General features: G+C 54.4%; 8 protein-coding genes. 1 reads left to right on the top strand and 7 read right to left on the bottom strand.

What is annotated here, in order from left to right; translation table 11 throughout:
* Position 1 precedes the first annotated feature (1 nt).
* The 6 genes from FH871_RS03250 to FH871_RS03225 form a co-directional block, all read right to left on the bottom strand.
* Positions 2-430: an energy transducer TonB gene (locus tag FH871_RS03250; protein ID WP_138989875.1), complete on the bottom strand. Its 429-nt coding sequence runs from the start codon at positions 428-430 to the stop codon at positions 2-4.
* A 61-nt stretch (positions 431-491) separates the two neighbouring features.
* Positions 492-3491 carry a PVC-type heme-binding CxxCH protein gene (locus FH871_RS03245; RefSeq protein ID WP_138989874.1) on the bottom strand — a complete coding sequence of 1000 codons (3000 nt, stop codon included), beginning with the start codon at positions 3489-3491 and terminating at the stop codon, positions 492-494.
* A gap of 224 nt (positions 3492-3715) precedes the next feature.
* Positions 3716-5449 carry a family 16 glycoside hydrolase gene (locus tag FH871_RS03240; RefSeq protein WP_138989873.1) on the bottom strand — a complete coding sequence of 578 codons (1734 nt, stop codon included), beginning with the start codon at positions 5447-5449 and terminating at the stop codon, positions 3716-3718.
* 94 nt (positions 5450-5543) lie between these two features.
* Complete coding sequence (locus FH871_RS03235; RefSeq protein WP_138989872.1) at positions 5544-7052, bottom strand: RagB/SusD family nutrient uptake outer membrane protein; 1509 nt, start codon at positions 7050-7052, stop codon at positions 5544-5546.
* A gap of 20 nt (positions 7053-7072) precedes the next feature.
* Positions 7073-10483, bottom strand: coding sequence for a TonB-dependent receptor (locus FH871_RS03230; RefSeq protein WP_171062747.1), 3411 nt, complete (start codon positions 10481-10483; stop codon positions 7073-7075).
* A gap of 201 nt (positions 10484-10684) precedes the next feature.
* The gene (locus tag FH871_RS03225; RefSeq protein WP_138989870.1) at positions 10685-11701 is read right to left on the bottom strand and encodes a FecR family protein; all 1017 of its coding nucleotides are present in this window, start codon (positions 11699-11701) and stop codon (positions 10685-10687) included.
* Between the two features lie 149 nt (positions 11702-11850).
* Between FH871_RS03225 and FH871_RS03220 the strand changes: the two genes are divergently transcribed.
* Positions 11851-12447 (top strand): sigma-70 family RNA polymerase sigma factor, encoded by a 597-nt coding sequence (locus FH871_RS03220; protein WP_138989869.1) that lies wholly within the window; start codon positions 11851-11853, stop codon positions 12445-12447.
* A gap of 225 nt (positions 12448-12672) precedes the next feature.
* Here the strand turns inward: FH871_RS03220 and FH871_RS03215 are convergent, their stop codons facing one another.
* Entirely contained in the window at positions 12673-14001 is a 1329-nt protein-coding gene (locus FH871_RS03215; protein WP_138989868.1) for a bile acid:sodium symporter family protein, read from the bottom strand.
* Positions 14002-14004: the final 3 nt, after the last annotated feature.

Below are 14004 nucleotides of genomic sequence, written 5' to 3'. Positions count from 1 at the left end.
ATTACCGGCTCCCATTGAGGCTGAAATTGATCGGTAGGTTATACCGACAAGCCACCACCTGTCCCCCTTGTTTCGCCGGTATCCAGGCAGGCATATTTTCGATGAGTCGAATGGCCTCCGCATCCAGTTCCGAACCTAAGCCTTTTAAAATTTCCGCCTTCTCGATCCGGCCCTGCTCGCTGACGATAAAGGTAACGAACACCTTACCTTCCTGTCCGGCTTTCCGGGCGGTTTCGGGGTAGTGAAGATGCTTTCCAATATACTCGCCGAACTTGCTCATTCCTCCTGAAAAAGTGGGTGAATCGTCAACAACCAAATAAACCGGGCGGTCGAATGTGGACGCCGAATCGAGGTTTTTGGGCTGGCATTGGGCCAGAAACCAGAGCATTCCCAGTAGTGAAAGTGTGGTAAGGAAGGATTGCCGGATCATGGCATTTCTGTTGTTTGGCCAATCGAATAACCTGAATAAGCAAACGTACGGATTTCTGCCGTTATTTACTCCCCAATTCGCTTAAATACCGGATCAAATCCCGCACATCTTCCTCCGAGTACGCATCCATGAGTCCCGTCGGCATCAGCGAACCGCTTTCGGTCTGGCTCGCCAGTTCCTTTTTGTTGATGACCCGGTTTTTGGTGGAACCCGTCGTTTTGATGTGAATCACCTCAGCGGTTTCGAAGACCTTGATACCCTGAATGATTTCGCCTTTTTTCGTTTCCACCTGCACCTGATTATAGCCTTCCTTGATGTTCTGGTTGGGCCACAGCACTTCGGTGATGATTTCGCGGGAGGAAAGGCCGCGGCCAATGGCCGACAGGTTCGGGCCAATGGTGCCGCCTTTGCCGTTCAGCGAATGGCAGGCCGAGCAGCTTGGGTTGGCCTGATAAATCAACTCACCCCGTTTCGCATCGCCCTGTTCGTGAACGGCTTTCGCCAGTTTTTCCACATATTCCGAACTGTATTTCCGGGCCACAATGGTTCGTTCTTCGGCCAGGGCATTCAGCCGGGCGCTGAGGTCGGGCGCATTGATGCCCTTAATCGCCAGGGCTTCCAGCGCCAGCCGGGCCTGCGGTTTGGGCAGGGCGGTTTTTCCCAGTTCCACCGTGAGGGCTTTGATGCCGGAACGTTGATCGATCAGGGGGGTGATGGCTTCCCGCATGGCTTCGGCAGAAGAACCAGAGCGCTGCATTTCGGCCACGGTGGCCCCGGCTGCCAGTACCACATCCAGCTCACTGATGCCTTTCAACGATGCCAGCCGGATTACGCGGGGCGTTTCGGCAGAACCCACCAGCTTTTGCAGCAACGGCAAAGCGGCCCGCCCGCGCAGTTCGACCAACGCCTTCAAGCCTTCGGCCCGGACCCGCTGATCGATCTGGTTGTTCATTGCCAGGTTGTTGATCGTTGCCGCGGTTGAACTGATTTTCCAGGCCCGCGCCAGATGAATCGCGGCCATGTTGACTTCGGCGGTTTTGGTAGGAAGAAGGCTGTTTTTGAGCGAAGCGGCCGCAATAGGAGAGACGGGCCGGGCTTCCAGTTTGCTCAGGTTTTCGAGCAAAACCGCATCGGTTTGCGCCAACGGCTGACTCAACACGAACTCGATGTCGGCGGCTTTTCCGGTTTTCGCCAGACTGAGCAGCAGGTTCCGCCGGACCTCCGGCGATAGATTCTCAGAACCAACCAGCTTCCGATATTGATCCGGCGAATACCACGACGGTGGTAAAACGCTCACAAGCCAGGCCAGATGCGCCGGTTTTTTGAACGCCAGCTTCCCGGTTTGCAAAGCCGGTTCCCACGAATCCTGCAAGGCATAAGCGGTTTTGTTCAGCGCATACGTCAGAAATTTGTCCATCGGCTGGTTCAGCACCTGAGTCGCCAGTACCATCGCTTCGGGGCGGTGAACCGAACTGACCGCCACGAGGGCTTCCAGCCGAACCCGCGCATTTTTGTCGTTGATCAACGGTTCCAGCACGGCCAACGGATCAGCCAGGCGGTCGGACCAGCGACCGGCCACGTGGGCGGCATAGGCCCGCGCGCCCGGTTCTTTTCCGTTGGCAAGTTGCCGAAGCAGGGCTTCATAGACCAGCTCGTGGCTTTCAAACACGCCGAGTGCCTCCATCAGATGGTGCTCATAATTCGGGTCTTTCGGGTCTAATTTTGCCACCCATTCCGTCAAATCCGGTCGTACTTCGGGCATCGGTTTTTCGGCCAATAACCGTTTCACCTGATACCGCACCCAGTGTTCATCGGATTTCAGATGATCCAGCAAAACCGGGACCGGCTGCCCGGCCAGTTTCGGTGGCTGAACGAGTGGCCGGTCGGTGGCCGTAATTCGCCAGATTCGTCCGTGGAGTTTGTCACGATCCGGGTGCCGCATGGAAGCCTGGTAGTGTCCGATAATCGGATTGTACCAATCCAGAATGTACAAGGCGCCGTCGGGACCCACCTTGACGTCGATGGGTCGGAAACTGCGGCTGCTCGAACTCAGGATCGGGTCGAGCAACCGGGCCGAATACCCGGACGAATCGTTCGTGACCCGCATCCGCTCGATTTTGTTGTTGTAATACCCCGCAATCACAAAATCGCCCTTCAGATCGTCCGGCAGGTGTTTGGTCCGAATGATTTCGATGATGGAGCCTTTGATGACGAGTTTGCCAATGGGCGGGAGCAGGGCGCGCTGGACGGTTTTGACCAGACCGGGAACGGTATAAAACAATTCGGGGTCGTTGGCTTTGTGAAACATTTCGCCCCACTCGCCGAAGTTCATGCCCCACGGATTGACGCTGGCCATCGAACCATCCAGAAAATTATCAAGCTGACGGCGCAGGGGCCGATACCGCCAGATGGCAGCCCGGTCGGCTTTTTCGATGCCCCAGGCGGTTTCGACGCGGCTGTAGATGCTGTGTCCCTGCGAAAAAAACAACTCACCTCCCGGACTCCAGATAAACGAGTTGATGGTCTGGTGCGAATCGTGCGTACCAAAACCCGACATCAGCACCTGCCGCGTGTCGGCTCTTCCGTCGCCGTCGGTATCTTTCAGAAACACCAGTTCGGTTTGTTCGCCCAGATAGACCCCGCCGTGGCCGAGTTCAAAACCGAGCGGCATCATGAGCCCGTCTGCAAAAACCCAGGATGTGTCGGCCTTCCCATCGCCATTGCGGTCTTCCAGAACAGTGAGTTTATCGACCGGTTTTTTGCCGGGTTCCAGTTGCGGATACGACGGAATGGTCAGCACCCAGAGCCGTCCTTTTTCGTCCCACCGCATGGCGCAGGGGTCGGCAATGCCGAGGTCTTCGGAAGCGAACAACTCGATTTTGTAACCTTTGGCCAACTGAAAGGATTTGAGTTCGGCGGCCACCGAATTGTCGGTTTCGGCTGGCGAAACCGACATCGGATTGATTTGACCGAAACCACGATTGGAATGGCTGATTAAACTCAAAATGAGCGCAATCAATAGCGGGATTTTAGGTGGAAAAGTAGAAATGGTAAGCGTCATTTGACAAAAAATCAGGTTTTAGGAATGATGAATTGAGCGTTTGCAGGTTCATACAGCCCACGGTTTTAACCGTGGGTTTGGAGAAAAAACGTAATTTTATGAACCGTTTTAACGGTTTAATGCGGTTTACAAAACCGTTAAAACGGTTTCCTGGTCGTGTTTTTTTTCGACGGATTCCCACGGTTGAAACCGTGGGCTAGATTTTGAAAATAGACGAATACTGCTCACCGCACCGGAGCCAGCTTGCGTTGTTCGTCCGCAATTCGCTGTTCGGCTTCGCGGATCAGTGGTTCGAATGCCTTCATTTCTTCGGGAAAAATCCGCCGGTTTTTGTCTTTCCAATCGTGGCTGAACGGTTGCGTGATCCGGTCGCCGTTCAGAAACGCCCAGTTGCTCGGTCGCCAGTAGTTGAACCAGAGGACGTTTTTTTGTAAAACTTCCTGCCGAAGCGACTCCAGCCGTCTTGAGATATTTCCGGGAAGTCCTAATTCCGCCATGATCAAACTCGCCACCAAATCTTGGCCACCAAAACTCAGGTGCAAGCCGTCTGTTGTTAATGGCGTTATCATATACAAATGCATACCATGAATTGTCAATTGCCCACTCCGATTCACATGCTTACCATCTTCCGTCCAATACGCCAAAGACGATAGTTTTTGAAGCGGATGAAACAGGTCAATGTAATGGTAGCCCTCCTCTTTCGCCATCCAAAAGATGGCATCCGCATAGCGTTCGACAGGCGCGGTATTCACCGGGTTTTCGGATTTTCCCATTAGCGTTTGGGGCACCATGTTCGGTTCAAATGGCGTAGGCGAAAGCAGCACAATGCGCCGGTCGGTTTTCCGAATTTCATTCAGCAGTTTTTGGTACGCAGCTATGAATCTGGGAAGGGCTTTTTCACCCTCCAGCGACTCCATTTGCCCGAACTGCACAAACACCACGTCAACGCCCAGGCTGTCCAGATTCTTGCTCCAGCTCCCGAAACCGACATCCCGGAATTGCTCATACACCGTGTCGCCGTCCCAGCCCAGGTTCCAGAGGTGGAGCTTCGTGGTGGGGTGAGCGGCCATAAGCAGCGTTTCCAGAATACCGTCTTTGCGCATCGTGGCGATGTTGGTGCCACCCGCAAAAGCGATCACATCGTCCGGGTTGAATTTCAGCGGCAGACTGCTCTGGCGTTTGTCCTCCGGGCGTTTCAGTTGGTCGTTCAACTGCGCTTCAGTCATCCCTGCCAGTTCCACCTTCGGATGATGGACCAGCCTGTTGATTTTGTAGGTAACGGTTTGGGGATCACCGCTGTGAATCTGGAGGGCAATCTGCCCCGATGCATCCCCGCCGGGGTCTTTTATCGCGACGGCTAGTTTGCCGTTGATCGCCGTCCAGATCCGGTCGCCCACGGCCAGAATTTCGTAGTGATTCCACTGCCCGCGTTTGACGGCTTTCTCGCCCCGATCCGACCAGTCCAGTTTCTGCCGACCATGTTCGTGGTACAGCCGCCCCCAGACATCCTTCCCCATATCCGCCTGATAGCCCAGGGCCTGACCCGTCGCGTCGGCCTGTCTGGAGCGAAACTGAATGCCGGCATTGCGGTTGTCCGGTTCGAGTTTGACATCGATGCTCAAATAAAAATCGCTCACTTTGACCGACGACCAGAGGAAGCGGTTTTTGGGAACTGGCTGGTCCGCCCGGCCCACAATGGCACCGTCTTTCACCGACCAATACTTCATGTCCGTCGCCGACCAGCCAGATAAATCTTTCCCGTTGAAGAAGGATTTGTCCAAGCGGGGTTGCGCGAAACCGGTTGAGAAGGACATCCATAGCAGTGTTGTCAATAGCAGAAACCGGTGCATAACCCTGACAGCGCCGGGCCGTCGTACGGTCGAAGGCCCGGTCAGCGGTTGCAACGCTGGGCTGACGTTACACCCTACATTGCTGTAGAGAAATTCAGGTCGTATCATATTGAAAAATAGCTGATTTAGGACCGTTGTTGAACAATAGAGTTGGATAAGCGATAGCCGCTGTCAGGGTCTTCGACCGCTGACAGGGCTTTTTTTAGTACCCCGGATTCTGTTTCATATCCGGATTGATGATGATCTCGCCGATGGGAATCGGATACAGCAAATCCCGGTCCGTAACGTTAAAAGCAGCGGTTGCGGGCGCACTACCCAGCGGGTAATAATATTTCTGCGGATTGGCCTTCATTCGCGCACCATATTCGCTCATCGTCTTGACGGCCAGACCACTGCGGACCAGATCATGCCAGCGTTTGTTCTCAAAAGCCAGCTCGATCCGGCGTTCACGCAGGATGGCATCGCGCAAGGCCGTTTGGTTGGTGGCGGTGACATTGGGCAGGCCCGCCCGGGCCCGAACCTGATTGAGAAAACCGCCTGCATCTGCCGAACGGCCCTGCTCATTGACGGCTTCGGCCAGCAGCAACAACACTTCCGCATACCGGTAGACCGGCCAGTTGACCCCGGTTTCGCCGTAGCGGGCGTGCGGGAACTGGTACTTTTTGATGTACGGCGTGTTTTTATACGTAACGCCCACCAACGGCGAGGTGCCGGAATAAAACCCGATCGACGCCTTGTATCGTTGGTCTCTGAGCGTATCCTCGTAAGCCGCCAGCAAATCCGGCGTGGGCGTGTTGTAGCAGCCATCCGTATTCGACGACGACGGTTTTACGCCGGTAATCACCGACGGATCGGTCAAAACCGGTAAAAATTTATACGGCATGTAATTGCTGACGGCCTGCGACGTGCCTTCCGCGTACTGCACATCGAAAATGATTTCGCTATTGCCTTCGTTCGTCGGTTTGAAAACATCGCCGTATTCCGCCACCAGCGCATAGCCCTGGGCGGTCACCTGTTTCAAAGCCGCTTCGGCTTCGGGCCAGCGTTTTTGGTTGATATACACGTCGCCGAGCAGGGTGTAAGCTGCGCCCGATGCGACGCGTCCGGCCGTCTGGGCGGTTTTGGCGGGCAGCAGTTTGGCCGCCTGTTCGGCGTCGGCGATGATCTGTTTGTAGACCTCCGCAATGTCGGCGCGCGGCTTGAAGGTGTCTTTGTAGGAACCCGCCGGTTCCAGAAAAACCGGGACGCCCCCGAAATTTTTTAGCAGATCAAAATACGCAAAAGCCCGCAGGAAATACGCCTGCCCTTTCAGATTGTCTTTGGAAGCCTGATCGAAATTCACCGCATCGATCGTGCTCAGCACCTGGTTGGCGCGGGCGATGATCAGGTAGTCGTTCGTCCATTTTCCGGCCGTATTCCGGTTATTGTTTTCGATGGTGAACGTCGAAGGATCTTCTTCCGGTTTGGGGCCGCGCTGGGCGATGTTGAACACAAAATGGGTGTTGTCGGAGCGCATCTCGTTCAGAATCCAGTCCTGGTTATAGAGCGGTTGCAGGGGGGCGTAAATTCCGCCGACGGCCTGTTCAAAATCCGCTTTCGACTGGTAGAAACTGGCCGGTGTCAGCACGGTTTCAGGAACAACATCTAAAAAATCTTTGCAGGCACTGACCAGTAAAAGCAGGAGCCCCGCGAGTAAAAATCTATTTTTCATGGTGAGTCGAATTGGAGGGTTTAGAAACCGACGTTGACGCCGAAACTGACCGTGCGGGGCACCGGATACGAATTTTCATCGATGCCCGGCGAACTGCCGCTGGCCGAATTGCGGGTGTTCACTTCTGGATTTGGCCCCGGATAGTTGGTGATCACAAACGCGTTCTGAACGCTGCCGTAAACCCGCAGCCGACGGACGACACTCCCGGCTTTCAGTGGTAGCGTGTAGCCCAGCGTAATGTTTTTGAACGACAGAAAACTGCCATCCTTGATGTAGCGGGTGTGCCAGCGGTCGCGCTCCAGATACGTCGTTCCCTGTTTAGTGCTGCCGTATTTGCCCGCTCCCGGATTTTCCGGCGATTTCCAGCGATCTTTTACCTCGGCCAGGACGTTGAAAACGCCGTCGAGGTTGGTCGTCCAGTTTTCATACTGCGTCAGAATCTGGTTGCCGTAGGTGCCGGTGAGGGTCAGCGAGCCGTCAAAATTGCCGTAGGTAAAGGTGTTGGTCATCCCGAAAATGAAATCCGGCCAGGGGTTGCCGATGTCGGTGTAGTCTTCGGGAAACGTGATTTTTCGGTCGCCGTTCAAATCCCGGAATTTGATGGTTCCCACCTGCGAATCAGCGTATTTGGGCGAACTGTCGAAGTCTTCCTGATTTTTATACACCCCATCCTGCACGGCTCCGTAGAACATCCCGACGGGTCGGCCTACCTGCGAGCGGTGGCTGTAAAAACCGTAGCTGCTGATGCCGTGGAACAAGGCCGTGGTTGATTGGGTCGACAGGCTGACGGTTTTGTTGCGGTCGAACGAAATGTTGAAGTTGGTATTCCACGAAAACCGGCTGGTGTTGATGTTGTAAGTATTGATCCCGATTTCGTGGCCCCACAGTTTCAACTCGCCGATGTTGGTCTGGATGTTACTGAAACCGGAGGATTGGGGAACCGCAACGTTAAACAGCAGATCGCTGGATTTCGTGGAATAATAATTATACGTCAACTGAATGCGGTCGTTCAGGAAGTAGATGTCGGCTCCCACGTTCAGTTGCTTTTTGCGTTCCCAGCCTAACGCGTTGTCGCCCAGGTTGGTGGTGGCCCGGCCCTGAAACAGCCCGTTGTTAAAACCGTAATACACCGGGCTGATGGTCGAACGAAACGTGTAATTCCCGATGTCGAAATTGCCGGTGGTGCCGTAGCTGGCGCGGAGTTTCAGGAACGAAACCGGTTTGATTTTCCAGAAATCTTCCTTCGACACAATCCAGCCCACGGAGGCCGAGGGGAAATTTCCCCAGCGGTTGTCCGGCCCGAACCGCGAGGAACCGTCGCGCCGAACCGAAGCCGTGAAGAGGTATTTGCTCTTGTAATTGTAATTTAGCCGCGCCAGATACGACAGCAACGCCCATTCCTGAACCCCGCTGGTGACGACCACCCGACCAGCGGCACTGACGGCCTGAATCTTGTCGTCGGCGTAGTTGCTGGCCGTAACGAGCGTGTTTTCGCTCCGAAACCGCTGCGCCGTAAAATCGACCAGCGCGTCGATGTTGTGCCCGTTGAAGTCGGTTTGGTACATCAACGAGTTCTCGTTCACCCAGTTATACGACCGGCTGGCGTTGTCTGAACCGAACGGAATCCGGGGCGGGGGCGTAAACATGACGCCGATGGTCGACGGATTGAACTGGAACACGTTGGAATTGCTCGTCTGAACATTCACCGTCGTCTTGGCCGTCAGCCCTTTCAGAATTTTGTATTCGACAAAGGCGTTGGCCAGCAGTTGTAGATTCTTCCCCTCATACACTTTCTCTTTGGCCACCCGCAGCCAGTTCGGATTGCCAAACGTCGCCGGGTCCGAAGCCGTCAGCGTCAGGCTGCCGTCCGGGTTATACGGGCTTGCCAGCGGAGTCGTCGCCAGAGCCGCCGAAACGATGTTCTCGGAACCGTAGGGTCCGCCGTCGGTGGCAAAATTGGTGTTGGTAGCGTAATTCGGGGCGATGTTGAAGCCGATTCGCACCTTCGGGCTGGGCGTAAAAACCGAGTTAACCCGTAGCGAAAGCCGCTTATACCCCGTTCCGACAATGACGCCTTCCTGACTGAAATAACCGCCCGTTACGGAGGTGCTGAAATTTTTCATGCCCGCATTGACGGTCAGGTTGTAGCTCTGGATGGGCGCGGTGCGGGTGATGGCGTCATACCAGTCGGTGCCTTTGCCAGCGTATTGTTCGGGATTCTGAAAGGCTGCATTCACCGGACGACCGTTCAATTCGGCGATTTCTTTCTGAAACTGCGTATATTCCTGCGCGTTCATCATCGTCAGTCGGCGTGATTTCGGGATTTGTTCAAAACCGTAATAGGCATCGAAATCGAGCTGCGTTTTGCCGGGAATCGCCGATTTGGTCTGGATCAGCACCACGCCGTTGGCTGCCCGGGAGCCGTAAAGCGAGGAAGCTGCGGCATCTTTCAGAACCGTAATGCTTTCAATTTCAGCGGGGTTGATGGTGTTGATGTTGCCGGAAATGGGCATGCCGTCTACCACATACAGCGGATCGGCCCCGGCGGTGATCGAAACCGCCCCCCGAATTTTGATGTTCATGCCTTCGCCGGGTCGGCCCGATACCTGATCGATGCGCACCCCGCTCAGTTTTCCCTGCAACAATTGCCCCACCTGGGCCACGGGCGCGTCCTTCATCTGCCGTTCGGAAATCGTGGCAATCGCGCCGGTGATGTCTTCTTTTTGCTGCGTTCCGTAGCCGACCACAACCACCTCGGCCAGGGCTTTCGTGTCGGTTTTAAGCAGAACATCGACGGTGGAGCGATTGCCAACCACCACTTCTTCCGGCAAATAGCCCACAAACGAGAAAACCAGCGTCGCGTTTTCATTCGGAACGGCGAGCGTATACCGGCCCTCGGCATTGGTGGTGGTTCCGCGCTGCGAGCCTTTCAGAACGACACTGACACCCGGCAGGGCTTCGTTTTTCTCGTCGGTCACTTTCCCCGAAATCGTGAGGTCGGCTTTGGGCTGGATCGGCAGGGGCGTAATGTCCCGAATAATCCCGGGGGTGTTCAGGAAGGACGTTTTTCGTCGGTTGCGCTTGAGGATGATCTGCTCGTTGGTGGATTTGTATTCGATTTGCAGGGGCGACAAAAGCCGGTCGAGGACGGCCGAAAGCGGTTCGTTGAGGGCCGAGATGCTCACTTTTTCGTCGACCGGAATCATGCTCCGGCTGTAGGCAAACCGCACGTTGGCCCGGTTTTCGATTTCCGAAAGGGCCTTTTGCAGCGATATATTTTCAGCCTTCAGGCTAATGTTTCGTTTGAGAAGATCCTGCGCGTCGGATTCCCGGGCGTAGGCAACCGCCGTGAAGAGCCCAATGAGCAGAATTTGAAGTACCGATAACCGCATAAGGGCATATACAGTCTTGTTTTTTAGAAAAAAATGCATAGGTTTGGGTGGTTAAATTGAACAATAGAAAACCGATCATCACCTTCCGAGTGATGGTAGTCAGGAATGCTTGTTCAGAGTCAGGAGTGCCGCAATCACTCCTGATTTCCTTTACAAGCCCGGCAAAAAGAGGGGTTGTCGTTGTAGCATAGGAGGGGGTTTAGAGATTATCATTCAATTTTCGTCTTCCGGTTTTGGGGTTCATTCTACGGTACTACAGCCTTCGCCGTTGATCACGATGCTGTCGCCCCGCATTTCATAAGTCGCTTCCACCATCTGGGTCGTTATTTCCAGAATTTCCGCCAGCCGGTTGTGGTCAAAAGTGGCTTTCAGGCGGCAATTGGCCAGATTCGGGTTGGCGAGTTTGACTTTGATCCCGTATTTCTTTTGCAGCCGCATCGCAATTTCCGACAGTTTTTCGTCCTCAAACGTGAGCGAGATGGGTTGCCAGGTATCGACTTTTTCCCGGAATTTCGAGAGTTCCGTGGACGTCAGCAGGCCCGAAGCGACTTCGAAAACCGCCTGTTGCCGGGGCAAGAGCAGCACCGATTTCGCTTTCCCCTGACGGTCTGGAACCGACACCGACACCTTACCCGTTACGACCGATACCTCATACCACGACTGATCGGAATTAGATTTTACGTTGAAACTGGTTCCCAACACTTTCACCAGCAGCGAATTGCTTTTGACAAAGAAGGGCCGCGCCGGGTCTTTGGTGACTTCAAAAAACGCTTCGCCTTCGACGCTCACCGTCCGCGACGTTTCGGAAAACGCCCGGGCCGTGTACTGAATTTTGGCCTCCGGATTCAGCCAGACCTTGCTGCCATCCGGCAACTGGTGACGGACCACCTGTTTTTGCGTGTTGACAATGGAAACCGCATCGGCGACCGGGTTTGCAGCCGGTTGGGCCGTGTTCAGATAGAAGTAGATACCCAGACTCGCGATGAGCAGCACCACGGCAGCCGCAGCATACCGCCAGAAAGTTGGCACCAGCGGACGGACTTGGGACGGCTGTTCCGGCTGAATTTCGTCATCGGTTTGGTGGCGAATGATTTCCTGAATTTTATTTAAATGACCAAGCTGGTCAAATTCCCGGCTTTCGGCGGTTTCATTGTTCAGGCTGGCGTACCATTGCTCTACCTGTTCAACTTCGTCCGGGTTGCACTTTCCCTCCAGGTATTTCTTCAGCAAGTCGGGCGAAATGGCATTTTGGCTCATAGGTTCGTGTGGTCAGCTTCCAGTTGGTTGGCCTTTCTACTGACAAGACGCACAAAAAACCGGTAACCCTGGTGGGATTTGAAGAAAGTTTATAACAAATACTATCTGAAAGCTTAGTAGTATTGCATCCGCCCTGCTTTTTAGAATCGATGCACAACCCGTACCGTGAGATGGACGCCCAGGCGCTGTGGCAACTGGTGAAAACGAAGGCCGATTCGGCGGCTTTTGCGGAACTGCACGCCCGGTTTTCCGGAAAACTCTACGCATTGGCCTACCGGAAAACCGGTGATTCGGATGCTTCCGAAGATCTGGTGCAGGATTTATACGTGACGCTCTGGGTGCAGCGGGAAGCCCTTTCCATCGACAAAACCATTCAGGTCTATCTGTTTTCGGCGCTCAAAAACCGGATCATTTCCCACCTTCGGAAGCAAATTCTGCACAAATCGGTTTCACTGGACGAGGTGTATTCGGAAGTTCAGATTTCGCACTCGGCCAACGTGGTTCAGGAATGGATTCAGGTCCGGGAGGTTCAGGAAGTCTACCTGCGGGAATTGAAAAATTTCCCCGAAAAAAGCCGGGAAGTATTTGAGCTCAGCCGCAGCGGTCTCGCCAACAAGGAAATTGCGGAGCAACTCGGGCTGGCCGAAAAAACCGTCGAATTTCACATCAGCAAGTGCCTGCGGGTGTTGCGGGTCAAGCTACTGTACGTGGCCGGGGTTGTATCGACGCTGTTGCTGCTGCATTGATAAAAGCGATGATGGGTAACCCCGGCGGGGTTTTCTGTCAATAGTAATTGGATCAGCCCATTCCCATTCCAGCCCCGACGGGGCGTACTAACTTCAGGTAGGTCGCCCCGCTGGGGCTCATCATCTTAATTTACGGGTTATGGCTATTGACAGAAAACCCCGCTGGGGTACAACCGCAAAACTTTACGGATTGGTTAGTATCTCATTTGGATTTGATGCCCACAATTAACGCATGGAAACTTCCTGATTTTCCGATTGAACCGGTAACCCACTGACGGTTTCTTCCCCCGTCGGTCGTTTCCGAAACCAGTTCGCCAGTGCCGAACCCGTCACATTCTGCAACGGCCCGAAGATGGCCGAAGCCAGCCCCAAGGTCGCCACTTTCCCCATTTGCAGGGCCAGGCCCGTGGCTACTCCGCCGTTCTGCATCCCGACTTCAAACGCAATCGTCCGCCGGTCCCGCTCGGGCAGACCGAACAGCAAGGCCGTGAAATAACCGACGCTCAATCCGATCAGGTTGTGCAACAGGCAGGTAATGATCAGCAAACCACCGACTTGCAGCAGATTGTCGCGCCCGGATGCTGTGATGATGACGGTATTGATGACAATGCCGAGCATGGCAACGAATGAAAGGCTGCTTTCGATCATGGGCCGGTCGATGGTCTTCGCATTTTTCAGCAGCATCGCGCTCACCATGGGCAGCAGGTAAAACCAGAACGTCGAGGTCAGGAGTGCCGTCAGAAAACCCAGGCCGTCGGCCTTCGTAACCACCATCATCACCAGATTGGTTACCAGAATGATACCGGCAAAAGCCAGCAACTGAACGGTTTTGGCGCGTCTGGTTTCGTTGCCGAAATAAAACAGGTTGAAAATAAAACCCGCCACAATCGGAATGATGATCATGTTGGTGATGTCGATCATCATGTGCGCAATGTCGATTTCGACGTACTGCCCACCCAGCCATTTCATCAGAAAGGGTGTTATGAACGGCGACAGAATGGTGGAACAGGCCCCGATCGTGACGGCCAGCGCCAGGTTGGCCCCCGACAGATACGACATCACATTGGACGCCATCGCGCTGGAAACGCAGCCGATCAGGATGACGCCCCCGGCAATTTCTGGTTCAAAATCAAACAGATGGGATAAGGAAAAACCGACCAGCGGCATGACCATAAAGTGGCAGCCAACCCCGATCAGAACGCCCTTCGGCATTTTGACGACGCCCTTAAAATCGTCGAAACTCATGTGTGACCCCATGCCGAACATGGTAAGTTGCACAAAAGGAACGATGAGTTTTTTTAACTGAAAACCGCCGACGGTGAAGAAATACGTGGGATAGAACATCGCGACTGTGACAGCCGCCAGAATCCAGACGGTGTAGGAAAAACCTTTGAGTTGGGTAAAGCCCCGGAACGCCAGCGCCAGCAAAACCAGGGCCAGCATCAAAACCGGGCCGGTTGTTCCCACCTCATCCGATGCATACAGGAAAGCGGAACCGGCAAAGGCCAGGCCGGACAAAACCAGCAGGGCAATCGAAAAGCGACGTGGCATCATCAG

The sequence above is a fragment of the Larkinella sp. C7 genome (genome assembly GCF_006149005.1).
Lineage (GTDB): Bacteria > Bacteroidota > Bacteroidia > Cytophagales > Spirosomataceae > Larkinella.
This window is presented reverse-complemented; position numbering and strand designations above follow the sequence as displayed.

Bases quoted from the DNA above. Each gene is read 5' to 3' on its own strand.
- FH871_RS03215 (WP_138989868.1), bottom strand. From the start codon at position 14,001: ATGATGCCACGTCGCTTTTCGATTGCCCTGCTGGTTTTGTCCGGCCTG.
- FH871_RS03250 (WP_138989875.1), bottom strand. From the start codon at position 430: ATGATCCGGCAATCCTTCCTTACCACACTTTCACTACTGGGAATGCTC.
- FH871_RS03230 (WP_171062747.1), bottom strand. From the start codon at position 10,483: ATGCATTTTTTTCTAAAAAACAAGACTGTATATGCCCTTATGCGGTTA.
- FH871_RS03245 (WP_138989874.1), bottom strand. From the start codon at position 3,491: ATGACGCTTACCATTTCTACTTTTCCACCTAAAATCCCGCTATTGATT.
- FH871_RS03225 (WP_138989870.1), bottom strand. From the start codon at position 11,701: ATGAGCCAAAATGCCATTTCGCCCGACTTGCTGAAGAAATACCTGGAG.
- FH871_RS03235 (WP_138989872.1), bottom strand. From the start codon at position 7,052: ATGAAAAATAGATTTTTACTCGCGGGGCTCCTGCTTTTACTGGTCAGT.
- FH871_RS03220 (WP_138989869.1), top strand. From the start codon at position 11,851: ATGCACAACCCGTACCGTGAGATGGACGCCCAGGCGCTGTGGCAACTG.
- FH871_RS03240 (WP_138989873.1), bottom strand. From the start codon at position 5,449: ATGATACGACCTGAATTTCTCTACAGCAATGTAGGGTGTAACGTCAGC.